Genomic DNA, 25,332 nt, shown 5'->3' with positions numbered 1-25,332 from the left:
TTGCATTTACCGGGATCATAAAGTCAGATGATCAGGCGCAACAGGCAGCTTCGCTGACCGGGTCGGCGATACCATGGCCGATTGCACGCGCGCAGAAATGCGGCCGCAGACCGGATTTGGCAAAGACACTTTCGATATCCTGACCATCAAGGAATCCCCCCTGATGCACCAGAAGCGTCTTGATCCCCGATGCAAGACCGCCCAGGACATCCGTATGCACCGTATCACCAACCATCAGGACGCGATCACGGCTGACATCCGGGTGGCGACGCAGAACTTCTTCAAACACGTGATGATACGGTTTACCAACACATTGGGGCATCACCCCGCATGCATCCGCTGCCAGATGGGCGAAATAGCCCGATTCCACGGACAGGAAGTCCCCCATTGGCGCACAGATATCCGGATTACCGACCAAAATCGGCCGCGGATTGGCCGCAAGGCTTTGTTCCAGCATTTCCTGCTGCTGATCTGACCAGTTTTCCGAATCAATCAACAGAAAACCATCGACACGGTCATAGAGTGCGCGGTCCGCGCCAAGCGGCTCGACAGTGTCAGGCAAGACATGAAACGGCCAGTCCGCCGGGGCCATTGCGCCCCAATGGGTAATATCGGCATGTTCATGCATCAGTGGTGCAATGAATTGCTGACTGCTGATCAGGTTGCTGTTGTCAAAATCAAACCCGCGTTTGCGATGGCGGGCAAGGATGGCCTCTGCCGAACTGGACGCATCGTTGGTGACAACGGCAATCTTCTTGCCCGCTTCCTGAAGCGTGGCGATGGTTTTCACAGCACCGGGAATGGCCGTCGGGCCGCTATTGAGAACGCCAAACGCGTCAAACACAATCAGATCAAACTGATCGGCAATCGCCAGAAGATTTTCGACATAGTCGGTTTTCGCCGGAACAGCATCAGCCTGCACTTGCGGCAATCGCGGCGCATATTGCAAATATGCGTCGATTGCCTGCGTAAAATTCAAACGCGGCCGATTGATGCTCATGGTCAGTTCTCCTGTTCGTGCATTTGGTCGCGCAAGTTACGGTCTTTTCCGGGCGATTGCGACCCCAAATACATCCCAATTCCTGTTAAATGCGCGCAACTGCCAAAATCAACCGATACGCGTCACGCAATTTCATTAGCCATGCACCATTAGCATAGCAATTAAAGTTGCAAAAGAAGCCTCATGTAACCGTATTATCGCCAATTCATTGCAATTTGGTGACTTTCTGCGCTTTCCAAGCCGCTGCCATGCAAAAAACGCATTGGATTAACACAACAATCAGACGTAGATTGCCTTCACCAAATGAATAGGACGTATCGACTGGTAAATGCGCCATCAAGCAGATGATCATTCGATACATTGTAAACAAACCGACACGTCAAACCAGTTAACTATTCCTTCACGGAATACCTTCGGTGAGAACATGCCGGTTATCTGAATAGACGCCGTGTTAAACGGCCGGTTTGAAATAGGTGATGAAATGATCGTAACTAAAATCTTCGCTTTCCTTCGCGCTCTTCGCGTTCAGTACCAGACCCAGGTTGCGCTGCGTAAACTTGATACGCGCGAACTGGCTGACATCGGTCTGAACCGCGACATGATCGACGATGTAGCACACCGTGTTGCTTTCGGTCGCTAAGCCACGACCGTAGCGTCCTTGAGAAAAACCCCGGCAGATCATCTGCCGGGGTTTTTCTTTGTCCGCATTTCAGGATTGTCAGTATCCAGCCACGTCCGCACTCATGCGACCTCAACATCTTGGCTGTGCAACGGCCTAGTTGGCAAACAGGCCCTTATAGTCATCGCGCAGGACATTCTTCTGGACTTTGCCCATCGCATTGCGTGGCAGCTCTTCGACAAAGAACACCCGCTTGGGCACCTTGAAGTTCGCAAGCTGCGATTTGATGGCGCCGATTACCCCATCTTCTGACAGGGCGTCCTTGCGGGTCGGAACGATTATGGCGACAACCGCCTCGCCAAAGTCGGGATGCTGAACACCGATCACGGCACTTTCAACAACCCCTTCCATTTTATCGATCAGGGTTTCGATTTCTTTCGGATACACGTTAAAGCCGCCAGAAATCACAAGATCCTTGGCCCGTCCGACAATATGGACATAGCCCTTGGCATCGATCTTAGCGATATCGCCGGTAATGAAAAATCCGTCCTGGCGAAATTCTTCTGCTGTTTTTTCCGGCATCTGCCAGTAACCGGCAAAAACATTCGGCCCGCGCGCTTCAAGAACGCCGATCTCGTCGGTTCCCAGAACGTTACCGTCCCCATCACAGACGCGGATTTCAACATCGGGAAGTGCCGGGCCAACAGTATGAACAATACGCTCCCCGTCCAGCGGGTTCGACGTCGCCATCCCCATTTCCGTCATGCCATAACGTTCCAGCAAAGCCTTGCCTGTGCGCTGCTTGAACGCAGTGAAGGTTTCTGGCAACAACGGGGCCGATCCCGAAATAAACAAACGCATGTTAGCGGTAACATCCGCATCAAAGTCATCTTCTGCCAGCAATCGTACATAGAATGTTGGAACACCCATCATTACCGTACTGCGCGGCAAAAGCGCCATGACCTCGTCACGGTCAAATTTCGGCAGGAAGAACATCTTTGAGCCCGACAACATCACACAGTGACAGGCGATGAAAAGCCCGTGGGTGTGGAAAATCGGCAAGGCATGCAAAAGGGTGTCATCCCCGGTAAAGCCCCAAAGCTTTTCAAGCGTTGCCGCATTGGACCACAGGTTCATCTGGGTCATCATTGCGCCTTTGGGTTTTCCTGTGGTGCCCGACGTATAAAGGATCGCGGCCAGATCATCATCGGCACAGGCCACAGGCGCGAACTGCCCGGATTGTCCGGCGGCACCATCCATAAGACTGCCATCACCTGTGGCGCCAAGTGTCAGGACATGGGTTACCCCCTGCTCCTTGGCGATTGCGGTGACTTCTTCCAATCGATGGGGCAGACAAACAAACACCACCGGTGATGCATTGCCCATGAAATATGAAAGTTCCCCGGCCTGGTAGGCGGTGTTCAGCGGCAAGTAAACCAAGCCAGCCCGGATGCACCCCAGATACAGGAAAAGTGCCTCGGGGGATTTATCAACCTGCACAGCCACCCGATCCCCTTTGCGCGCACCAAGTGACGTCAACAAACCGGCAATCCGCGCCGATGCCGTATCCGCGTCGGCATAGCTGTATGTCTTGCCGGTCGGTGTTTCGATCAGAACCGACGAAAGGTCTTTTGGAAACCGGTCACGGATACGCATGAAAAGGCTGTTGGTCACTGTATTGCTTCCCCGAAGATTGGTCTTTTGGCCGACAGGTCCCCTGCCGGTTCCGAATGCGGGCAACATAGTGCAATCAATCATTATTGGTAAACAAGTACCTTTTTACCGATAATGATATTTTCCAAATGCGACACCCCAAGAAAAACGGGTAAGCAGTGAACCCTGCTTACCCGCATGGCAATTAATTAACCGTCGCAACTCGGTGCGCGGTCAGGCCACATAGGGGAATTCGCCATCCACGAACGGGAACGCTTCGCCAACGGTGACCTGCATTTCCGGGAAGAACCCGTTGAAGTGGGTCGCAAGTGCGTTGCTATAGGCCCCGATATGGCCAAATTCGATCCAGTCCCCTTCGCGGATGTCCGCCGGCAGGGAAACAGCCGCTGGCAACACATCCATATTATCGCAGGTCGGGCCATAAATGGTGAAATCAAGCGTTTCATCTTCGATGAATTCACCATTGATCCGCATTGGTCGCACCGGATAGCGAAGCTGCCCTGTCACGGTTTCCGACAGGCTTCCATACACACCGTCATTGATAAACAGGGTATCTTCCTTGCGCAGGTGAACCTGGGTAATCAGGGAAATGCCACTTGAAACAAGTGCCCGACCCGGTTCGCACATAAAGGTCGTTTCAGGCATATCAAGCCAGCGAATGCAATCCTTGATCTCGTCCATGAATTCTTCAAGGCTGGCACCGCGCTGGTTCATATACTGACCGGGGAAACCGCCACCGACGTCAATATGCTTGACCTGAACACCGGAGAAATCGACAACCTGGCGGATCAGCTCAACCGCGATCCGATAGCCGTTCGGCGTGGTGCATTGCGACCCGACATGGAAACAAAGACCGGCTTCATATCCGTATTCATCAACCTTTTTAAGAAGCTCTGCTGCGACCATCGGACGCGCGCCAAACTTTGCCGACAGGTTATAGGTCGCCCCGGCCGGGGGCGTTGCCAGGCGCACATGAATGACAAGGTTCTTGTCGCCTTCGGTTTCTTCGCGGATTTTCTCGAGTTCTTCGATCGTGTCGATGACATAGTGATCAATGCCATACACACGATGTGCATTTCGGATGGCATCACGGCTTTTGACCGGATGCATGAAATAGGCCTTCATGCCCGGAAACTGGCGACGCACCAGTGAAATTTCTTCTGGCGATGCCGTGTCGAAATGCCGAACACCCCCTTCATGGAGATAGCGCATCACTTCGGGATGCGGATTACATTTCACGGCATAAAGGACGTCGCCCGGGAACATTTCGACAAAGCGCTGCGCTGTTTCTCGAAGAATATTGGGTCTGAGACAATAAACCGGATAGGAAGGCTTGAGTTCCTTAACAACATCGAACGTCGTATCGAAATGACGTGGCATAAATACTCCATCGTTTGCGAAATGCTGGCGCCCAGACACGTACCGCCGCCGGGCTGGCCTTTTTGCACGACAAGGTTATCAGCCCTTTGCGAAACTGTCATGCCTGTAAACACGAATTGATCTTGATATTGCGGCATCCTGTCGATAATTTGGTAAACCAATACCGAATAACCAATATTGTGTGCCCCACGCAAAAAAGCGCAACCACACACAACCCACAGGGAGCCTGAAATGCCTTTCGAACCGAACCTTGATCCGATGTCTTTGGCGACGGAACTCTCCGGCCACCACCTGATTGATGGCAAACTTGTTGCCCCCAAAAACAGCAAGACCTTTGACGTCATCAACCCGGCCACCGGCAAGGTTATCGGTCAGGCAGCCGACGGCGATGCTGACGATGTGGCAATTGCAGTTGATATTGCCAAGAAAGCGCAGAAAGACTGGGCAGAACGCCCTGCCCGTGAACGTGGCAAGCTGGTTGCCGAATGCGGTCGCGTCCTGATGGCCCATACTGAGGAACTCGGTCGACTGGTCGCCCTGGAATCGGGCAAGGCGCTGCGCACTGAAAGCCGTGTCGAAGCATCGGTTCTGGCCGACATGTTCGTCTTCTTTGGCGGGCTTGCCTCGGAACTCAAAGGTGAAACCGTTCCCTTCAACCCCAACATGATGACCCTGACCACCCGCGAAGCTGTTGGTGTGGTCGGCGCCATCATTCCCTGGAACGTCCCGCTGCTTCTGATGGCGATCAAGGTTGCCCCGGCCCTGGTTGCCGGCAACACGGTTGTCGTGAAATCCGCCGAAGACACGCCGCTTACCGTGCTGCGCGTCTGCCAGATCATGCAGGAAATTCTTCCGGCTGGCGTCTTGAACATCCTGTCGGGCTTTGGGCCGTCTTGCGGTGGTCCGCTTGTGGAACACAAGGATGTCAAAAAGGTTTCCTTTACCGGATCGGTTGAAACTGGTCGCACGGTGTATAAGGCCGCTGCCGAAAAGCTGATCCCGGTCACCCTTGAGCTTGGTGGCAAGTCGCCGATGATCGTGATGGATGACGCCGACCTCGACAAGGCGGTTGCCGGTGCAATCGGCGGCATGCGCTTCACCCGTCAGGGTCAGAGCTGCACCGCATCGTCACGCATGCTGGTTCATGAAAAACTTCATGATGAGTTCGTCAAGCGACTGATTGACAAGGTTAATACCCTGAAAATGGGTAACCCGCTTGACGAGGAAACCGATATCGGCACGATCATTAACCGCAAGCAGTTCGACAAGGTATGCGGCTATATCGATATCGGGGAAAAAGAAGGTGCAACCAAGCATGAGCTCAGCGCCCTTCCCGCTGACGCCGAACTTTCCGACGGCCTTTTTGTCCGTCCGGTAATTTTCACCAATGTTGACCCGAATGCCCGGATCGCCCGCGAAGAAATCTTTGGCCCGGTTGCCTGTGTCTTCAAATTCAAGACCTTTGAAGAAGCCCTTGAACTGGCAAATGACAGCGACTTTGGCCTTGCGGCGACGGTCTGGACCACGGATCTGAAAACCGCCCTTGTCGCCACCAAACGCCTTGAAGCGGGCTTTGTTCAGGTCAACCAGAACCTTGTTGTTCAGCCGAACCTGTCCTATGGCGGCATCAAGTTGTCGGGACTTGGCAAGGAAGCATCGCTTGAAAGTATGCTTGAACATTTCACCTACAAGAAAACCGTCATTCTGAATATGGAATAACGCCCGATCCCCAAACCAGGCGTTCCACTTGGCCGGGTTGCGGTACACGCAACCCGGTTTTTCTATTGCGGCACTTGACCTTGGGCGACTTATCCGCAAAGCTGCCGCTTGAAAACACATCTTCAACCCAGAAAGAACATGGCTATGTCTGCATATACTGACATCCTTTCATCGCATTCCCGTCCGACGCTTCGTGCCGGTGCGATGGCCATGATTATGGGGATTTCCGACCTGCGAATGTGATCCCTGTCATCTGCGGATGACAGGTCCGGTTAACTACCGTTATTCACCCACCACATGATATTATTGCCACCACATCACACCGATGGTGGCCGCAGGAGCATGGAAATTATGACTGTTTCCTATCACGATATTGTACGCGCATCCGGCTTGCTTGATGGCATTGTCGCCAAAACACCACTGGTAAAATCACTTACACTTTCAAGCATTTGCCAGGCAGAAGTTTATCTTAAACTTGAAAACCAGCAATATACCGCCTCGTTCAAGGAACGTGGCGCCTATGTCAAACTTGCCAGCCTGACGCCCGAAGAACGCGAAAACGGCGTTATTGCCGTTTCGGCCGGAAACCATGCCCAGGGTGTTGCATATAACGCCAAACGGCTTGGCATTCCGGCTACCATCGTCATGCCCAAAAATACGCCCTTTACAAAGGTCCATCATACGCGATCCCACGGGGCGGAAGTTGTCCTGACCGGGAATGTGTTCGCCGAAAGCCTTGAGGCCGCCGGACGCATTCAAAAAGAGCGCGGCCTGACCTTTGTCCACCCGTTTGACGATGCCCATATCATTGCCGGCCAAGGTACGGTCGGGCTCGAAATCCTGAACGAAAATGTCGATATCGACACCATCGTCGTGCCGATTGGCGGTGGTGGCCTGGCATCGGGGGTGGCAACGGCTGTCAAATCACGCCGCCCGGATATCGAGATTATCGGTGTCGAGACCAAGCTTTATCCCAGCATGTATGAGGGCATTCGCGGCGAAGAATATACCGGCGGCGGTGTCACCATTGCCGAAGGCATTGCGGTCAAACAGCCCGGTGGCCTGACGCTTGAAATCTGTAAGGAAAAGCTCGACGACGTCGTACTGGTTGATGAAAGCAGTATCGAACGGTCCATCCAGATGCTGATCGAGATCGAAAAAAGCGTGGTCGAAGGTGCCGGTGCGGCGCCGCTTGCAGCCCTGCTTGACCATCCAGAAAAATTCAAGGGCAAGAAAGTTTGCCTGATTGTCAGCGGCGGCAATATTGATACCCGCCTTCTTGCCCAGGTGCTGATGCGCGGCATGGCCCGTCAGGGACGTCTTGTCCGCGTTCGTATTGAAATTCCCGATGTGCCGGGTGCGCTGGCAACCATAAGTTCGCTGATCGGCGAAGAAGAAGCCAATATCATCGAAGTCTATCACCAGCGTCATTTCTATGACGTGCCAGCAAAACAGACCGACGTCGATATGGTTTTGGAAGTCCGCGATACCATCCATGCCCAACAGGTTATCGAACGCCTGATCAAGGCGGGATTTGGCGGGCGCCTGCTTGGCAACACATCACTCGACTGATCAGGCTTTGCCTGATCAACAGCCAAACGACAAAGGGCCGCCGGTATGTCACCGCGGCCCTTTTTCTGTATAAACCCGATCACATGATCGCCAGCAGATCAGTCACCCAGGCTACGATACCGACCGCCATAATAAAGTAACGGTGCCCCGGTTTCGCCCATTACCAGTTCGCGGACATGGCCGACGATGATGCTGTGATCCCCGCCTTCATGAAGGGCATGACGTTCGCAGGTCAGTGCCGCAACACTTCCTGTCAGGCGCGGCATGCCGAGACTGTCATCTTCATAGGCCACGCGATCCCAGCCATCCTGCCCCGGTGCGGAAAACAGTTCGGAGACCTGCTGTTGGCTTTGGCTCAGGATATTGATGCAAAACCTCTTTGCGTCCCCGGTAAACAGTGCATGCGTTGCCGCACGGTGATCAACCGAAAACAGAACCAGTGCCGGATCGAGTGAGACCGAAGCAAAGCTGTTGATGGTAATGCCGGCTTTTGCACCGTCTGCAGCGCGGGTGGTTACCACAGCAACACCGGTTGTGAATTGACCAAGGCAATCGCGAAAATCGCGCGCAGAGAAAGACATATTGAAGGCAGCTCTCGTATACAAATATGGATGGTTGACGCACGCTGAATGGAGCTTGGGGAAAATGGCGTCTAATCATCCCGCTGTCAAACCTAACTCGCAGCTAATTTAAACGCGATGTTAATAAGATTAAAACTTAATAAGAGCATACAGATATCAGAAACATGTTTTGCAGTGCCGCAGATGACAGATGTTTCAATGAACTCGGGGTTGATCGTTCAGGTATCTGGCTTGGGCTAGCGGAGAAGAAAAAAGAATGTTCTTGATCATTGGCTATATCGTCGTAATCGGCTCTGTCCTGGGTGGCTATCTGCCGCATGGCGACTTTGGCATTCTCGTACAACCGCTTGAAGTCTTGATCATCTTCGGCGCAGCATTCGGTGCATATTTGACCGCCAACCCGCTTGGCATCGTCAAAAAATCATTCACCTATACCCTGCGCGCCATGAAGGGCCCCAAGAAAAAGGCCGCATATCTGGAACTCCTGATATGCCTTTATGCCATTTTCCGTCTGGCCAAATCCAAGGGTGATCTGGCGCTTGAAAGCCATGTCGAGAACCCGGAAAGTTCCAGCCTGTTTTCCAACTTCCCGAATCTGATGAAAGATCATCACGCGATGGAATTCATGTGTGATTATCTGCGCCTGCTGACTTTGGGAACCACCAACGCCTATGAACTCGAAGCGGTGATGGATCAGGAACTCGACACCCACCACGAAGAAGAACACGCCGTTGCATCGGCCGTTCAGACCGCGGGCGATGGCCTTCCGGCACTTGGTATTGTTGCCGCGGTTCTTGGCGTGATTGTGACCATGAGCTCGGTGACCGAACCGCCTGAAATTCTCGGCGGCCTGATCGCAGCGGCCCTTGTCGGTACGTTCCTTGGTATTCTTGGCGCATACGGCTTTGTTGGCCCGACCGCATCGATCATCAAGAACACGGTTGATTCCGATGGCAAATATTATGGCTGTATCAAAGCCGCACTGATCGGTCACATGCAGGGTTACGCCCCACAGGTTTCGGTGGAATTCGCGCGCAAGACCCTTCCCCATAACCTTCGGCCCAGCTTCAAGGAACTTGACGAAGCGCTGCAAGATGCGCCCACAGCTTGATCTTGAGCCGGGAGCTTTGGTTTAGAGGACAACGCAGCACATGCCCGATATCGTTATAAAAAAGATCAAAAAAGGTGGGCACGGGCACCATGGCGGTGCCTGGAAAGTTGCCTATGCCGACTTTGTGACGGCAATGATGGCATTCTTCCTGTTGCTGTGGCTGCTTTCAAGCGCGACCGAAGAACAGCTTCAGGGTGTGTCGATGTATTTCACACCTGAAACCATATCACAGAATGATTCTGGTTCGGGCGGCTTGCTCGGCGGGACCAGCCTTGCAGAAGAAGGCGCATTGCGCTCCGAATTCGGCATGCCAACTGTCAGCATGGACATCCCGCCTCAGCAGTCCCCCGACGAACGCGAAGCCATCCGTGTTGCCCAGATGGAAGAACAGGAATTCAACGAGGCCAAGGAAGAACTCCTTAAGGCCATCGATGAAAGCCCGGAACTTCAGGGTCTTGAAAAGAACATCCGGATCGAGGAAACCGACGAAGGTCTTCGGATCCAGATCCTTGATGAAGACGGGACTGCCATGTTCCCGAGCGGCAGTGCCGATATGGCTGAACATACGCGGCTTCTTCTCGAAAAAGTTACCGAGGTCATTGAAAAAATGCCCCAGGACATCTCGATCGAAGGCCATACCGACGCGGTACCGTTCAACCGCCTTGACGGTTATTCAAACTGGGAACTGTCGACAGACCGTGCACTGGCCACGCGTCGCGCCCTTCAAGACCTGGGTCTGGAAACCGCCCGCTTTGCCAAGGTCGCCGGTCTTTCGGATACCGATCCGCTGGTACCTGATGATCCCAAAAATGAAAGAAACCGTCGCATCAGCATCACGCTTTTGCGTGGTACCGGTGAACGCGCCGAACTGGGATCAGATGGACAGAATGGCAATGGCACCCCTGCCAACGGTGCATCCCCGGCCCAGCAATCCGAGACACCGGCCAATGGTGCTGCCCCGCGTCGTCCGACCTTCGGCGTGCCGTCACAACCATAAACATATGGCGATGTCACAGATTTGAATGCCCTTTTGGCTGCATGACCTTTAAACTGTCACAAACAGCACTTAATCTCATAATATAGATGATCGCGTGTGATCGGGATTGAGAATACCAGATGACAGTCAACCAGCGCCGCCTTACGCAGCATTACTTCATGACGGCCCCGATGCCGTGTCCCTATTTGCCCGGACGATTTGAACGTAAGCTGGTGACCGAATTGCGAGGCCCAGAGGCCAACAATATTCACGATCTGTTGTCGCGCGCCGGTTTCCGCCGCAGCCATTCCATCGCCTATCTTCCGGCGTGCAGCGATTGCAATGCCTGTGTTCCCGTGCGGGTAAGATGCCCGGATTTTGAATATAGTCGGTCATTCCGCCGCATCCAGAACAAGAATAGTGACCTTACGCGTTCCATCCTGCCGCCGACAGCCACACAGGAACAATACCAGCTGTTCAGCACCTATCAGGATGCCCGCCATGGCAATGGCGATATGGCCCGGATGGATGCGCGCGACTATCGCGCCATGATCGAAGACAGCACGATTGATACATCGATCTATGAATATCGTAGTGCCGACAACAGTTTGATTGCCGTTGCACTGGTGGACAATCTTGCCGACGGATTATCTGCGGTTTACAGCTTTTTTGACCCGGCAGAACGCAAGCGCGGCCTTGGGACCTACATCATCCTTGACCTGATCGAAGAAGCACAACTTCTTGATTTGCCACATATCTATCTGGGTTACTGGATCGGCGACTGTCGCAAGATGTCCTACAAGATGCGCTTTCAGCCGCTTGAAGGGTTCCGGGACGGGCAATGGGTGTCGATGAGCGACACCGGACCCGATACCTGTGCATAGGATGGGATACCCTTCTTTCGTATCATTCTACATTAGACTAAAGTCCTAGAAATCAGCTCGATCCCCGGTTGCCTGCATCCAAAGACGCATATAAGCTCCTTACAAAGCCGGTTAACCGGCTTTGATACATATAAATCATGAGCTTGCATCTTTGGGAGGCTGTAACTAATGAAACGTCGCCAATTTCTTTCTGGCGCTGCCGTAGCAGGTGCGACTGCTGCCGCATCCACTTTTGCCAAACCGGCACTTGCACAGGACGTCCGTGAATGGCGTATGGTCACCACCTGGCCGAAAAACTTCCCGGGTCTTGGTACCGGTGCGAACCTTCTTGCTGAATACATCACCAAGGCATCTGATGGTCGCCTGAAAGTTACCGTTTTCGGTGCGGGCGAAATCGTCCCGGCATTCGAAGCCATTGACGCTGTTGGCAACGGCACCGTCGAAATGGGCCACGGTGCGCCTTACTACTGGAAAGGCAAAGTTGACGCGACCCAGTATATCGCAGCAATGCCGTTCGGTCTGAACGCTCAGGAACAGAATGCGTGGTTCCAGTGGGGTGGCGGTCAGGAACTTGCTGACAAGGTCTATGCCGAACTGAACTGTAAGTTCTTCCCGTCGGGGAACACCGGCACGCAGATGGGTGGCTGGTTCAACAAGGAAATGAACACCATTGCAGACTATCAGGGTCTGAAAATGCGTATTCCGGGCCTTGGTGGCGAAGTTGTCAAAGCGGCTGGCGCAAACGTTGTGAACCTTCCGGGCGGCGAAATCCCGCCGGCACTTCAGTCCGGTGCGATTGACGCGACCGAGTGGGTTGGCCCGTATAACGACCTGGCATTCGGTCTTTATAAATCGGCGAAATATTACTACTACCCGGGCTGGCACGAGCCGGCGACCGTTCTTGACAACTTCATCAACCTGGATGCATGGAATGCGCTTCCGGATGATCTGAAGGCCATTGTCGAGCAGGCAAACCGCGCTGTTAACCAGATGGTTCTGTCGGAATTCACCGCCCGTAACGTTCAGGCACTCGACACTCTGCGCAACAAGCATAATGTCGATGTTCGTCCGTTCTCTGACGACATTCTGACCGGCCTTGGCAAACTTTCGGGTGAGGTTCTGCGTGACCTGGTTTCTTCGAACCCGCTGTCTCAGGAAGTCTTCGAAAGCCTGATCGCCTTCCGTACCCAGTCGATCGCATGGTCGAAATTCTCGGAATCGGCATTTGCCCAGGCACGTGTCCTGCCGTTCAAATACTAAGTATTCCATTTCTGGAAACGATCAAGGGCCGGCAATTTGCCGGCCCTTTTTCTTTGCCCGTTGCACATGAGAAAACGGCTGGAATTCCCAGACATGCCCCCTCCTCGATCCACGGATCGCGCAATAAAAAAGGCACCCGTTCGGGTGCCTTTCTTTGAAATGGTCATCTGTTGTCTGATCAGAACAGAACACTTGGCAGCCAGGTTGCGAGCCACGGGAATGCCGCGACAAGGCAAAGGCCCAGCATCTGGATCATCACGAACGGAATGATACCGCGATAGATATCAAGTGTCTTGATCGCTGCCGGTGCCACACCGCGCAGATAGAACAGCGCAAAGCCGAATGGCGGTGTCAGGAAGCTGGTCTGAAGGTTGATGGCGATCATCACGCCCAGCCAGACCGGGTCGATATCCATCTTAAGCAGGATCGGGCCGACAATCGGGATCACGACAAACACGATCTCGATAAAGTCGAGGAAGAAGCCCATGAAGAACATCAGCAGCATGACCACCAGCATGGCACTGAAAACGCCACCCGGAAGGTTATGCAGCAATTCTTCAACCAGATGATCCCCGCCAAGACCGCGGAACACCAGCGAGAAGACCGAGGCGCCAAGCAGAATGACAAACACCATCGCGCTGACCTGAACGGTCTGGCGCACAACATGGCGCAGAACCGCCATATCGAGGCGCTTGTAGAATGCCGCAAGGACAATCGCACCGATCGAGCCGAATGCTGCGGACTCAGTCGGCGTTGCAATACCGGTCAGGATCGAGCCAAGAACAGCAACAATCAGAAGCCCCGGAGGCAGCAAGGCACGAAGAACTTCCCCCCACAGGCCTTCCGGACGTTTGCCTTCGACCAGTGCCGGGGCTGCCTTGGGATCAATCAACGACTTGATAATGATCCAGGTGATATAAAGTGCGACCAGCAACAATCCCGGAATGAAGGCACCTGCAAACAGGTCCATCACCGAAATCGGTTCCGGTGCCCAGTTGCCAATCGCACGCTGTGCTTCGGCATAAGCGCCCTGAAGGATATCACCCAGAAGAACCAGAACGATTGACGGCGGAATGATCTGCCCAAGCGTACCGGACGCACAGATCACACCGGTCGACAGTTTTGGATCATAACCGGCCTTCTGCATCGCAGGCAGGCTGAGCAGGCCCATCGTCACAACGGTCGCCCCGACAATACCGGTCGATGCTGCCAGCAACATGCCGACAATCACCACCGAAATGCCAAGACCGCCGCGCATGGTGCCAAACAGCATACCCATGGTGGTCAGAAGCTTTTCGGCGATCCGCGCGCGTTCAAGCATAACCCCCATGAACACGAACAGCGGAATTGCCACATAAAGTTCGTTGGTCATCACACCGAAATAGCGCGACGGCAACGACCCCAGAAGCGGCATGTCGAATGTACCCATTGCATTGCCGATTAGGGCAAAAGCAAGACCGGTGCCCGCAAGCGAGAAAGCAACCGGAAAACCAAGAAGAAGCACGCCGCAGGCCACGGCGAACATCACCAGGCTAAGAATTTCACCCGTCATCAAACGCCCTCGTGTTCTTCTTCTTTGATTTCAAATTCTTTGTGACCGGCAAGTACCAGAATACTGCGCGCAGCAAGCGAAAGCCCCTGAAGCAGCATCAGCACACAAAACACCAAAATCACCGATTTATACAGGAACAGACCCGGAAGACCACCTGTCTCGTGAGATCCTTCAAGACGGTGCCAGCTCGTCGCAACATACGGATAGCTGTACATCAGGATCATGACCAGAACCGGGGTCATCAGGAACAGGGATCCGAAAAGATCAACCCATGCCTTGTATCGTGCCGAAGCCGGACGATAGAAAACGTCCACCCGAACATGGCCACCGTGCAAAAGCGTGTATCCCGCCCCTACCATGAACATGATGCCGTAAAGCCACATATAGCTTTCCTGCATCGATACCCAGCCAACCGCAAAGCCGTAACGCAATGTCGCAACCAGAAACGTGATAACGACCATCGGGATTACCAGCCAGGCTATCCCGCGACCGATCCAGTCATTCAGACCGTCTATCGCGTGGACGAAATTTCCCAGAAATCTCACTTTTCACTCCCAAGCCCTTATTGAATCACACAGGAATATTGCGGGCTTCCTGTTAATCAGGTTGCGAAGTTACATTTTAACCACCCAAAACGCCATATCTTTTGGCACGCAATTCCGCCATTTCTCGCCAAATTCTCAGCATATGATGTTGTTTGCATCTTCGCGGGCCGGTTTCAGGCATGAAAAAAGCCGGATGGCGATATTCCATCCGGCTTTTGAAGCATTAATTCAGGTCTGTTTTCGTCATTCGAACTTGTTCGAACGCGGGAAACCATTTGGCGGCAGTCGCCCGGCACCAGCGCGTTTGCCGGTCCATTCGGCAAGTTCGGTGACGGTTCGGGTCCGCCCTTCGCTGCCGCCCATTGCCCAGCTCAGGCCATCTTCCAGATTAAACAGGATCAGGTCTGAAAGACCGCCCTGACGGTATTTCTGCAAGATGACGCCGCGGCCACGGGTCATTTCCGGCACTTCATCAACCGGATAGATCAGCAATTTGCGGTTATCGCCAAGAACCGCGACATGGTCCTTTTCAACCGGGATGAAGATTTTGGCAACTTCCCCGGTTCCAAGGTTCAGGACCTGCTTGCCATTCTTGGTCTGGGCAACAACGTCTTTTTCCGCGACCTGGAAGCCGCGTCCAGCAGAACTTGCCACCAGAAGATTGCGGCCTTCCTTGTGAACCACCATCGAAACAATGTCATGTTCCTGGGGCAGATCGATGGAAAGACGGATCGGTTCGCCATGACCACGACCGCCCGGAAGCTTGTCGCAAGACATGGTGTAGCAACGCCCCGCCGTCGACAGGATCAGAAGCTTGTCTGTCGTAAAGGCCTTGATGGCAAAGCGATGTTCGTCGCCATCCTTGAATTTCAGATCACTGATATCGGCAGTGTGCCCTTTGAGGGCGCGGATCCAGCCCATTTTCGAACAGATCACCGTGATCGGTTCACGTTCGATCAGTGCTTCAAGCGGCACTTCGATTTCTTCCGGGGCATCGCCAATTTCCGTGCGACGTTTGCCAAGCGCGGTTTTCTTGCCGAAATTCTCGCGCATGACTTCGATTTCATCGCGGATTTTCTCCCAGCGCAGCGTTTCGCTGGCAAGAAGTGCTTCAAGACCCTGCTTTTCTTCGGTCAGTTTGGCATGCTCGTTCTTGATTTCCATCTCTTCGAGCTTGCGCAACGACCGCAAACGCATATTCAGGATCGCATCAGCCTGAACTTCCGTCAGGTTGAAGGCCGCCATCAGCGCATTTTTCGGTTCATCCTCGAACCGGATGATGCGGATCACTTCGTCCAGGTTCAGATAGGCAACAAGATAGCCTTCCAAAACTTCAAGACGATGATTGATCTTTGCCAGACGATGGTTTGAACGACGGATCAGCACATCCTGACGATGGGCAAGGAACGCACGCAACACTTCGCGCAGGTTCATCACACGCGGCGTATTGTCGGCATCCAGAACGTTCATGTTCAAGCCAAACCGGATTTCCAGTTCGGTATTCTTGAACAGCATTTCCATCAGATGTTCCGGTTCGACCGCACGGGTACGCGGTTCAAGAACCAGACGGATGACATCGGTTGACTCATCGCGCACGTCATTAAGCAATGGCAGCTTTTTGGCCACCATCAAATCGGCGATACGTTCAACCAGCTTGGCCTTCTGCACCTGATAGGGAACCTCGGTCACGACGATCTGATACAGACCGTGGCTGAGTTTTTCGACTTCCCATTTCGCGCGCAGTCGGAACGATCCGCGCCCGGTGGCATAGGCTTCGAGAATATTTTCATGCGGCTCGACCAGAACCCCGCCTGTCGGGAAGTCCGGCCCCGGCACACAACGCACCAGTTCGGCAATCGATGTTTCGGGCTTGTCGATCAGCTTGATCAGGCCGGCACAGATTTCACCGACATTGTGCGGCGGAATATTGGTCGCCATACCAACCGCAATACCCGCGGCCCCGTTTGCCAGAAGGTTCGGGAACGCTGCCGGCATGACAACGGGTTCCTGCTCCTCCCCGTCATAGGTCGGGCGGAAATCGACCGCATCCTCGTCCAGACCGTCCATCAGGGCGGCGGCAACGGCGGTCATGCGGGCTTCGGTGTAACGCATTGCCGCGGCGTTATCGCCGTCAATGTTGCCGAAGTTGCCCTGACCATCGACCAGCGGATAGCGTACCGCAAAATCCTGGGCCAGACGGACAAGTGCGTCATAGACCGACTGGTCACCATGCGGGTGATATTTACCAATCACGTCACCAACCACACGTGCACATTTCTTGAACCCCTGTTCAGGGTTCAGCTTGAGCTGACGCATGGCATAAAGAAGACGACGATGCACGGGCTTAAGGCCGTCACGTACATCAGGCAGGGAACGCGACATGATTGTCGACATCGCATATGCGAGATACCGTTCGCTTAGCGCATCAGCAAGTCGGGTTTCCCTGATTTGACCGGCGCCGGCCGGTTCGGAAGTCTTGGTGCTCATGAACGATTTTTCTTGTTGCTTGGCAGAATGGACAGGTGCAAGGGCATTCTAACCCCGAATGTCTTGCGATATTGGCAACATACTACGCCGGGCATAGGCTTGGTCAACAGATGCGAACCAAATTGACCAATTTATTTTTCATCATCCCCTGACAGCCGCCAGACATGGCTAACCAGCCGGTCGCGCGCGGCCACCGGTTTTATGCCCTTGGCTTCAAAAATATCGCGGTGAATGAAAAAACCGGTCAACTTCAAGCCGTCACGCAACTGTTCCAGCATATCGGCATCCGCTCGTGGTCCCGATGCCCGCCCAAGGGCAAGAAACGCCGGCAACGGCAAAAGACGATCGCGATAGGCCTGCCCGGCGGCCTCGCTAACAGCACGGCCGCTTTTCGGGGAAACATAGGCAAGATCACTGGCAAGATCGGTCGCTGCACATCGTTGAAGATCAAGGCCATAGCCAAGTTCTTCCAAAAGCCCCACTTCCCAGCGGATATAGGCCGGCAACCACTGGTCAAGCTTAAGGGCAGCCATCAGGGCCACCGTGCCATGATAAAGATCGGGATGGGCTTCGCGTTCGGGCAATGTTGCATCCAGCATCGCACAGGCAGAACTCATCGCCATCAGCGGACCGGGCTGCAACAACAGATCCGCGGCATGTGCGCCGGTCAGTTCACAGCGAAACTGCCCGAGATGTTCGGCAAGGCGGGCCGACCACCCTACCCTGATTTCATTGCCCGGCTCCAGGGTGCCGCGCATTGATTTGCTCATGGCGCCACGGACCATACCGGCATGGCGACCATAATCCCGTGTCAGGACGGATAACCGGACCGAACTTTCGCCCAGTTTGCGTGTCGAAAGAACGATGCCATCATCACGCCAATCCATCGCGGTCTCTTAGAAATAACCGCTGGGCACGATCAGACGGGTCACCAGAAAGAACATGCCCAACAGACAGGAGAAAAGCGCAAAGATCGCAATACCGAACACCACTTTACGCAGCCATGAACGGTTTTCGACCTCGTCTATGGCCTGATCGATCGGATCGATTGAATTTGGCGTCATCAGTTTGGTCCTCCGCCCGTCATTTTCCAGAACAGGCCAAGCACAAAGATGCCAAGCGCAACCAGAAGCGCAATCAGATTAAGCGGGCGATGCAAAAAGGATTTTTCGCGTTGCACAGCGTTATAATCGCGGCGGTTACGGAACGGTCGTCTGGCCACACGGGCAACAATCATTGCGGCAGCAGCGCCAACAACAATCATCACGACACCCCAGAATGATCCGATTTCCATTATCTACCCGGCAATTGATAATCTGTCTGCGCAACGCGCACGGTTATGCGTTGGGATCAAGGCCCCACATGGCAAAGCGGTTGGGATCATCACCCCAGTTCTCACGAACCTTGACGAACAGGAACAGATGCACCCGGCGTTCGAAAATGGCTTCGAGCTCCTTGCGGGCTTCGCTGCCAAGCGCCTTGATCCGTTTTCCGCCCTTGCCAAGAATGATGGCCTTCTGGCCTTCGCGCTCGACAAAGATCGTCTGTTCAAGCTTGACCGATCCGTCCTTGCGTTCTTCCCACAACTCGGTTTCGACCGTTGCGGAATACGGCAGTTCCTGCTGAAGCTGATAATAAAGCTTTTCGCGGGTGATTTCGGCTGCCAGAAGACGCAACGGCATGTCCGAAACGTCGTCTTCGGGGAACATCCAGGGACCGTCTGGCATTTTTGCAGCCAGGAAGTTCACAAGATCCTGGGTGCCGGCACCTTTTTTGGCCGAAATCATAAAGACATCGGTAAAGACATCGTGGGCAAACAGATCCTGCGACAGACGCAGGAGCTTTTCCTTATCTGCGATCTTGTCGACCTTGTTCAGGGCCAGAATAGCCTTGCGGTTCTGATCCTTGAGCTGATTGATGATGGCAAGGTCCTCGTCGGTAATGCCGGTACCGGCATCAATGACAAGAACCACCAGATCCGCATCATCCGCACCATTCCAGGCGGCCTTGACCATCGCGCGGTCAAGACGGCGTTTGGGTGCGAAAATACCCGGGGTATCAATGAAAACAATCTGCGCATCCTCGGTCATGACGATGCCGCGCACACGCGTACGCGTCGTCTGGACCTTGGGCGAGACGATCGACACTTTGGTGCCGACAAGCTGGTTCAGAAGCGTCGACTTGCCAGCATTTGGCGCGCCAACAAGCGCAACAAAGCCGCAACGCTGCTGATAAGGTAATCTGTCTTCGGCCACCGGTGTGGGAACCTCATTCATCGCTTAGTTTGTCCAACATCATGCGGGCGGCGAGTTGTTCCGCCTCACGTTTCGATTTTCCTTCTGCACTGACACGATCGCCATCACTGGTGGTCAGTTCGATCGTAAAGATCGGTGCATGCGCCGGACCTTCACGTCCGACCATTTCATATTTCGGAAGCGGCTTGCCCCGCCCCTGAAGCCATTCCTGCAATTGCGTTTTCGCATCTTGCGGCGGCTTGTTGTCTTCATCAAGCAGCGGCGTCCAGAGCTTTTCAATAAAGCGGCGCGCCGGTTCAAGTCCACCATCAAGATAGAGTGCGGCAATCACGGCTTCCATGCAATCAGATAAAATTGCCGGATTGGCGTCCGCCCCGGCAGCGCGTTCACCCTTTGCCATCTGGATATGGTCACCCAGATTGATCTGGTTGGCCACACGCGCAAGAGTTTCACGACGCACCAGCGCAACGAAACGCTTGGCCATCGCACCTTCGCGCTCACGCCCGAACCGGGTGTAAAGCATTTCGGCCACAACAAGCCCCAAAACCCGGTCGCCCAGGAATTCAAGGCGCTCGTTCCCACCGCTTAGCGCATCCTTGCCCTTTGCCGCACTGCGATGGGTCAGCGCCACACGCAGCAGGTCAGGATTGGAAAAACCGTGATCAATCTCGGTGATCACCGGTATGCCGTCGCTCATCAGTTGACCCCCTGGAACAGGCGATCAAACCGGATGCTGCCCAGATCATAGACCGGCTGCGAGCTGTCCTTGGAATAGAACAGGAATTCAGCACGGCCGACCAGATTTTCGATCGGCACAAAACGGAAGCGCGACGGGAAGGCACGGCTGTCTGCCGAATTATCGCGGTTGTCACCCATCATGAAGTAATGGCCTTCGGGCACGGTAAAGGCTTCGGTATTGTCACTTGGACCCTGATCACCAAACAGTTCCAGAATACGATGCACCTTGCCATTCGGAAGCGTTTCAAGATATTGCGGAACCGCTGCGGAACGGCCCGTACCATCGGTCAGGATGTAATCTTCGATCCGTTCGCGTTCAACAAGCTTGTTGTTGATATAAAGGCGCCCGTCAGTGACCTGAACGGTATCACCGGGCAAGCCGATCACGCGTTTGATATAGTCCTGGGTGGTGTCGGACGGCAGTTTGAAAACCACCACATCACCACGTTCCGGTTCGGTTTCAAATACACGGCCCGGAATGACCGGCAGGCTGAAGGGCATGCTGTGTTTCGAATACCCGTAGGAGAATTTCGACACAAACAGATAGTCCCCCACCAGCAGGGTCGGGATCATAGAACCAGACGGAATATTGAACGGTTCGAAGGCAAATGTCCGAACCAAAAGTGCAATGACAATGGCCCAGAAAACGGTCTTCAAGGTGTCAAAAAGGCCACCCGTTTTCTTTTTCTGCACAAGCTTTTCCATTCCGTTTTTAACCAATCAATTTATCTGTCAGTCGGCCGAAATTACCACAACGGCATTCGCCAGGGGATATTCGTCCGTCAAGGTCACATACACCGAAGCAGTTTTCCCGTCCGGGGTTAATTCGTTCAATCGCGCCAACGCCCCATCAACAAGAACCATGTCCGGCTTGCCGCTTGGTTGATGTACCACACCCATCGTGTTGTGATAAACACCCCGGCGAAACCCTGTACCAAGTGCCTTTGAACAGGCTTCCTTTGCAGCAAACGCCATCGCAAACGATGATGCGGTCCGATGCGGCTTTCGAATTGCGCGGGCAATTTCAACGTCGGTGAAAACACGCTTCATGAAACGCTCCCCATGGCGTTCCAGCGCGGTTTCAATTCGACGGATATCACACAAATCCGTGCCGATCCCAATGATCATTTCACATTACTCGTCTGACCGCGTGCGGCATCCATCAAACGACGCATTTCGGCAATCGCCGCTTCAAGCCCGACAAACACCGCTTCGCCAATCAGGAAATGCCCGATATTCAGTTCGGCAATTTCAGCCATTGCAGCAATCGGTTCGACCGTTTCGAAGTTAAGCCCATGCCCGGCATGAATTTCAAGCCCGATCCCTGCCCCGTATGTCACGGCATTGCGGATACGTTCAAGTTCATGGGCACGGTCTGCGCCATTTTCAGCATCGCAATAGGCGCCGGTATGGATTTCGACAACCGGCGCGCCAAGACTTTTGGCAGCATCAAGCTGATCTTTGGACGCTTCGATAAACAGCGACACACGGATACCCGCATCGCCCAGTTCCGACACAAACCGTTTAAGGTGATTGTGACCGCCGACAACATCCAGACCGCCTTCTGTGGTCCGTTCTTCACGCTTTTCCGGCACCAGACACACAGCATGCGGCTTGGTCGCGAGCGCAATCGCCAGCATTTCGTCAGTTGCTGCCATCTCGAAATTAAGGGGCAGGTCAATTTCAGTGCGCAGTCGCTTCATATCCTCGTCACGGATATGGCGGCGATCTTCGCGCAGATGCGCGGTAATGCCATCGGCACCAGCAGCCTTTGCAAAGGCGGCGGCCCGCACGGGATCAGGACTATTGCCACCACGCGCATTTCGAATGGTCGCAACATGATCGATATTAACGCCGAGCCGAAGTTTCGAACTCATGGGGTTTCATCCTGCTTTTTGGTGGCACTCTTTGCAGCACTGCCAATTTTTTCCTTGGCACTTTCAAGCATGGGACCAATCCCGTGCCGCTCCGATTTTTTCATCCGGCGCAAGATCCGGTTGTGACGGTAAATGACAACCGCCCGACGCACCGGGAAATAGAACAGCGCCCAGACCACGATTGAGGTCGGCACACATCCCACCAGCATCGGCCAGATGATATCAACGATGCTGCTCCAAAGCTGGCCAAGCGTCTGGTGATCCGCAGGATCCCAATGCCCGAAGATCAGCCCGCCCCCGACATAGCTAAGTCCCAGAACCACAAAATCCCACAGAACGGCCATGTCGAAATGAACAGCGACACTCGATTCATCAACACCGAGCATCCAGTTGCCGCAGGTATACAGCCACAACCAGATAAACGGAAATGTCCAGGGGTTCCCGACAACAGTCCCCAGAAGGGATGCAACCACATTGCTGCGCGTCAACAGGCTGATCAGTGCCGAAACAACAAAATGGAACCCGATAAACGGCGTAAAGGACACAGCCGCACCAATCGCAAAGCCCGACGCAATGCTATAAGGCGTTCCGGGCAAACGTGCGACACGATGTGCAAAATACTGTGAAGAACGACGCCACCCGCCACGCGGCCAGACTACGTTACGTACTCGTTGCAAAGATGATGGTTTAATGCGGCGCCGAAACATGCGGGTCAGTTCTGGAACAAATCAGGTAACGCAATAAAAAGTCGAGGCATATGGGTAAGTGCTGACTGCGCGCTTGGCAAGGTTTTTACGCGTTTCTCACCTAAAAGATGATTGGGTTCACAGCCCGCCATTATCCGCGCGCGCGCTCAACAGCATTTACCACCGGTGTCGCCCGCAGGGCTGCGATGATATTGGTCAGGTGTTTGACATCGACAACGTCGATATCAATCAGCATTTCGAAGAAGTCCGTCGTGCGATTGGTAAAGCGAAGATTGGTAATGTTGCCATGGTTCTTGGCAATCACACTGGTAATCGAGCTGAGCGCCCCCTGCTCGTGTCCGACCGTCAAGCCCAGACGTCCGATGAAATGTTCGGGTTCACCGTCATTGTCCCAACCAACATCAAGCCAGCGTTCCGGCTGCTCGGTAAATGTTTCAAGCGTATCGCAATCAATCGTATGGATTGTCACACCTTTTCCGGTTGTAACAATTCCGACAATGCGGTCACCGGGCAAAGGATGGCAACAGCCGGCATAATGCACCGCCATCCCGGGAATAAGGCCCTTGATCGGAATGGCGTGGTCATGTTTGCGCGCCCGGACCTTTTCAAGCGGGACAACCTTGCGTGCGGTTTCCTTGTCCTTGGAGCCCGGGAAGACAGCATGAACAACTTCGCGCCCGGTATGGTGGCCCGCACCAACCAGCGTCAGAAGCGCATCGACAGATGGCTGTTTGAAGATCTTGAGAACGCCTTCAATCGCCTTGTCGGAATAATCATAGCCTTCCTGGCGGAATGCCTTTTGCAGGATCGCCTTGCCAAGATCCTTGTACTGGTCTTCCTGCTGCTGACGGATGAAACGGCGAATGCGCGCCCGTGCTTTCCCGGTAACAACAAACCGTTCCCAGGTTGGATTCGGCGTTTGCGCCTTTGATGTGACGATTTCGACCTGGTCACCGTTATTCAGCACAGTGCGCAACGGCACCATCGCGCCATTGACCTTGGCCCCCACACAGGTGTCCCCGATATGGGTATGGATCATATAGGCGAAATCAACCGGGGTTGCACGTGCCGGCAGGGCGATCACATCGCCCTTCGGACTGAAACAGAAGACCTGATCCTGGAACATCGCAAGCTTGGTATGTTCAAGGAATTCTTCGGGTTCCGACGCATGTTCAAGTATATCCAGAAGGTCGCGCAGCCAGCGATACTGAACACCTTCTTTTTGCTGTCCTGTCGGGGCTTCCTGCTTATAGGCCCAGTGTGCTGCCACACCGTTTTCGTTGACCTCGTGCATCTGGCGGGTACGAATTTGCACCTCGATCCGATGGTTTTCGGGGCCGAGAACCGTGGTGTGGATCGAACGATACCCGTTGGGCTTTGGGGTCGAGATGTAATCTTTGAACCGGCCCGGCACCACCTTGTAATTGGCATGCATATAGCCAAGAACTTCGTAACATTCGGGCATGTCATCAACCAGAACACGGAATGCCATGATGTCTGACAGCTCGCCAAACGTGATGTTCTTGCGCTGCATTTTTTGCCAGATCGAATATGGACGTTTTTCACGCCCGTAGATATCGACCTTCAATCCCTGCCGCGAAATGACTTCCTTAAGCTCGGAGACAATGCGGCTGACAACATTGTCATCCTTTTCGCGCAGGAATTCCAAACGCGCCAGAATAGAATCACGGGCCTCGGGATTGATATGCTGGAAGGCAAGATCTTCGAGCTCTTCCTTGATGTCATGCATACCGATACGTTCGGCAAGCGGTGCATAAATCTCAAGCGTTTCAGCCGCAATACGCACGCGTTTTTCCGGCTTCGAGATATAATGCAGGGTCCGCATGTTATGCAGACGGTCCGCCAGCTTCACAAGAAGAACACGGATATCTTCCGACATCGCAAGCAGCAACTTGCGGAAGTTCTCTGCCTGTTTGGAATCTGCGGATTTCAGCTCGATCTGGGTCAGCTTGGTCACACCATCGACCAGCTTCATGATGTTGGTCCCGAAAAGCTTGGTGATTTCTTCCGGGGTGGCATCGGTATCTTCGATGGTGTCGTGCAGCAATGCTGTAATGATCGTGTCACAGTCGAGCTTGTAATTGGTCAGAATGCCCGCGACTTCGATCGGGTGGGAAAAATACGGGTCGCCGGACGCACGCTTCTGCGAACCGTGTTTTTGGGTTGCATAAACATATGCCCGGTTCAGCGTTGTTTCACACGCATCCGGATCATAGGCTTTCACCCGTTCAACAAGTTCGTATTGGCGCATCATTCAGGGGCATCTCCGTATAGTCCAAGCAGGGCTCATGACCGAGCCCTTACATAAGATAGTACGATTTAGACAAAAAAAAGCCACGGAAGATGAATACCGTGGCTTTTCTTTTCAAACGGG

General features: G+C 53.8%; 24 protein-coding genes. 7 read left to right on the top strand and 17 right to left on the bottom strand.

Translation table 11 applies throughout. The features are described from left to right. Nucleotides 1-31: 31 nt before the first annotated feature. Complete coding sequence (locus AUQ42_RS10315; protein ID WP_068519003.1) at nucleotides 32-1,000, bottom strand: HAD-IIA family hydrolase; 969 nt, start codon at nucleotides 998-1,000, stop codon at nucleotides 32-34. Between the two features lie 481 nt (nucleotides 1,001-1,481). Here AUQ42_RS10315 and AUQ42_RS15655 point away from each other — a divergent pair, with 481 nt between their 5' ends. After that, nucleotides 1,482-1,640, top strand: a complete 159-nt coding sequence (locus AUQ42_RS15655) for a DUF1127 domain-containing protein (protein ID WP_082817820.1) — start codon at nucleotides 1,482-1,484, stop codon at nucleotides 1,638-1,640. A gap of 135 nt (nucleotides 1,641-1,775) precedes the next feature. Here the strand turns inward: AUQ42_RS15655 and AUQ42_RS10305 are convergent, their stop codons facing one another. Beyond that, the gene (locus AUQ42_RS10305) at nucleotides 1,776-3,293 is read right to left on the bottom strand and encodes a malonyl-CoA synthase (protein WP_068519203.1); all 1,518 of its coding nucleotides are present in this window, start codon (nucleotides 3,291-3,293) and stop codon (nucleotides 1,776-1,778) included. Nucleotides 3,294-3,506: 213 nt separating this feature from the next. Next, entirely contained in the window at nucleotides 3,507-4,673 is a 1,167-nt protein-coding gene (locus AUQ42_RS10300) for a type III PLP-dependent enzyme (RefSeq protein WP_068519001.1), read from the bottom strand. A gap of 231 nt (nucleotides 4,674-4,904) precedes the next feature. On the opposite strand from AUQ42_RS10300, the gene AUQ42_RS10295 reads away from it, so the two are divergent. Both AUQ42_RS10295 and AUQ42_RS10290 read left to right on the top strand, forming a co-directional pair. Beyond that, nucleotides 4,905-6,392, top strand: coding sequence for an aldehyde dehydrogenase family protein (locus tag AUQ42_RS10295; protein ID WP_068519000.1), 1,488 nt, complete (start codon nucleotides 4,905-4,907; stop codon nucleotides 6,390-6,392). A 351-nt stretch (nucleotides 6,393-6,743) separates the two neighbouring features. After that, on the top strand, nucleotides 6,744-7,964 hold the full coding sequence (locus AUQ42_RS10290) for a threonine ammonia-lyase (RefSeq protein WP_156480871.1): 1,221 nt from the start codon (nucleotides 6,744-6,746) through the stop codon (nucleotides 7,962-7,964). Between the two features lie 98 nt (nucleotides 7,965-8,062). Here AUQ42_RS10290 and AUQ42_RS10285 read toward each other — a convergent pair whose 3' ends face one another. Next, a complete protein-coding gene (locus tag AUQ42_RS10285; protein WP_068518998.1) occupies nucleotides 8,063-8,545 on the bottom strand; it encodes a flavin reductase family protein in 483 nt (160 codons plus the stop codon). A 256-nt stretch (nucleotides 8,546-8,801) separates the two neighbouring features. Here AUQ42_RS10285 and motA point away from each other — a divergent pair, with 256 nt between their 5' ends. The 4 genes from motA to AUQ42_RS10265 all read left to right on the top strand — a co-directional run bounded on the left by motA (nucleotide 8,802) and on the right by AUQ42_RS10265 (nucleotide 12,776). Then, entirely contained in the window at nucleotides 8,802-9,656 is an 855-nt protein-coding gene (gene motA / locus AUQ42_RS10280) for a flagellar motor stator protein MotA (RefSeq protein ID WP_068518997.1), read from the top strand. 40 nt (nucleotides 9,657-9,696) lie between these two features. Next, nucleotides 9,697-10,653, top strand: a complete 957-nt coding sequence (locus AUQ42_RS10275; RefSeq protein ID WP_068518996.1) for a flagellar motor protein MotB — start codon at nucleotides 9,697-9,699, stop codon at nucleotides 10,651-10,653. Nucleotides 10,654-10,772: 119 nt separating this feature from the next. Continuing rightward, entirely contained in the window at nucleotides 10,773-11,516 is a 744-nt protein-coding gene (locus tag AUQ42_RS10270) for an arginyltransferase (protein ID WP_068518995.1), read from the top strand. A gap of 168 nt (nucleotides 11,517-11,684) precedes the next feature. Beyond that, a complete protein-coding gene (locus AUQ42_RS10265; protein WP_068518994.1) occupies nucleotides 11,685-12,776 on the top strand; it encodes a TRAP transporter substrate-binding protein in 1,092 nt (363 codons plus the stop codon). 178 nt (nucleotides 12,777-12,954) lie between these two features. On the opposite strand, the gene AUQ42_RS10260 is transcribed toward AUQ42_RS10265, so the two are convergent. From AUQ42_RS10260 to AUQ42_RS10205, 13 genes are all read right to left on the bottom strand, one after another. Continuing rightward, nucleotides 12,955-14,328, bottom strand: coding sequence for a TRAP transporter large permease subunit (locus AUQ42_RS10260; RefSeq protein ID WP_068518993.1), 1,374 nt, complete (start codon nucleotides 14,326-14,328; stop codon nucleotides 12,955-12,957). Further along, complete coding sequence (locus AUQ42_RS10255) at nucleotides 14,328-14,873, bottom strand: TRAP transporter small permease subunit (protein ID WP_068518992.1); 546 nt, start codon at nucleotides 14,871-14,873, stop codon at nucleotides 14,328-14,330. The genes AUQ42_RS10260 and AUQ42_RS10255 overlap by 1 nt, the downstream gene beginning before the upstream one ends. 243 nt (nucleotides 14,874-15,116) lie before the next feature. Next, nucleotides 15,117-17,360, bottom strand: coding sequence for a DNA topoisomerase IV subunit A (gene parC, locus AUQ42_RS10250; RefSeq protein ID WP_068518991.1), 2,244 nt, complete (start codon nucleotides 17,358-17,360; stop codon nucleotides 15,117-15,119). A gap of 131 nt (nucleotides 17,361-17,491) precedes the next feature. After that, complete coding sequence (recO, locus tag AUQ42_RS10245) at nucleotides 17,492-18,247, bottom strand: DNA repair protein RecO (RefSeq protein WP_068518990.1); 756 nt, start codon at nucleotides 18,245-18,247, stop codon at nucleotides 17,492-17,494. A 9-nt stretch (nucleotides 18,248-18,256) separates the two neighbouring features. After that, the gene (locus AUQ42_RS15800) at nucleotides 18,257-18,424 is read right to left on the bottom strand and encodes a hypothetical protein (RefSeq protein WP_156480870.1); all 168 of its coding nucleotides are present in this window, start codon (nucleotides 18,422-18,424) and stop codon (nucleotides 18,257-18,259) included. Continuing rightward, on the bottom strand, nucleotides 18,424-18,654 hold the full coding sequence (locus tag AUQ42_RS10240) for a hypothetical protein (RefSeq protein WP_068518989.1): 231 nt from the start codon (nucleotides 18,652-18,654) through the stop codon (nucleotides 18,424-18,426). The genes AUQ42_RS15800 and AUQ42_RS10240 overlap by 1 nt, the downstream gene beginning before the upstream one ends. A gap of 43 nt (nucleotides 18,655-18,697) precedes the next feature. Continuing rightward, nucleotides 18,698-19,636 carry a GTPase Era gene (gene era, locus AUQ42_RS10235; RefSeq protein ID WP_068518988.1) on the bottom strand — a complete coding sequence of 313 codons (939 nt, stop codon included), beginning with the start codon at nucleotides 19,634-19,636 and terminating at the stop codon, nucleotides 18,698-18,700. After that, entirely contained in the window at nucleotides 19,629-20,312 is a 684-nt protein-coding gene (rnc, locus tag AUQ42_RS10230) for a ribonuclease III (protein ID WP_068518987.1), read from the bottom strand. Before rnc ends, era begins: the two co-directional genes overlap by 8 nt. Then, on the bottom strand, nucleotides 20,312-21,058 hold the full coding sequence (lepB, locus tag AUQ42_RS10225; RefSeq protein WP_068518986.1) for a signal peptidase I: 747 nt from the start codon (nucleotides 21,056-21,058) through the stop codon (nucleotides 20,312-20,314). Before lepB ends, rnc begins: the two co-directional genes overlap by 1 nt. 27 nt (nucleotides 21,059-21,085) lie before the next feature. Continuing rightward, nucleotides 21,086-21,481, bottom strand: a complete 396-nt coding sequence (gene acpS, locus AUQ42_RS10220; protein ID WP_068518985.1) for a holo-ACP synthase — start codon at nucleotides 21,479-21,481, stop codon at nucleotides 21,086-21,088. Continuing rightward, a complete protein-coding gene (locus AUQ42_RS10215) occupies nucleotides 21,478-22,230 on the bottom strand; it encodes a pyridoxine 5'-phosphate synthase (RefSeq protein WP_068518984.1) in 753 nt (250 codons plus the stop codon). Before AUQ42_RS10215 ends, acpS begins: the two co-directional genes overlap by 4 nt. Further along, a complete protein-coding gene (locus AUQ42_RS10210) occupies nucleotides 22,227-22,907 on the bottom strand; it encodes a DUF2062 domain-containing protein (RefSeq protein ID WP_231856734.1) in 681 nt (226 codons plus the stop codon). Before AUQ42_RS10210 ends, AUQ42_RS10215 begins: the two co-directional genes overlap by 4 nt. A gap of 160 nt (nucleotides 22,908-23,067) precedes the next feature. Further along, complete coding sequence (locus AUQ42_RS10205; RefSeq protein WP_068518982.1) at nucleotides 23,068-25,212, bottom strand: bifunctional (p)ppGpp synthetase/guanosine-3',5'-bis(diphosphate) 3'-pyrophosphohydrolase; 2,145 nt, start codon at nucleotides 25,210-25,212, stop codon at nucleotides 23,068-23,070. Nucleotides 25,213-25,332: the final 120 nt, after the last annotated feature.

It is taken from the genome of Thalassospira sp. MCCC 1A02491, from assembly GCF_001613785.1.
Taxonomy (GTDB): Bacteria; Pseudomonadota; Alphaproteobacteria; order Rhodospirillales; family Thalassospiraceae; genus Thalassospira; species Thalassospira povalilytica.
The sequence above is the reverse complement of the archived record's forward strand: the minus strand, read 5'-3'. Positions and strand labels throughout refer to the sequence as shown.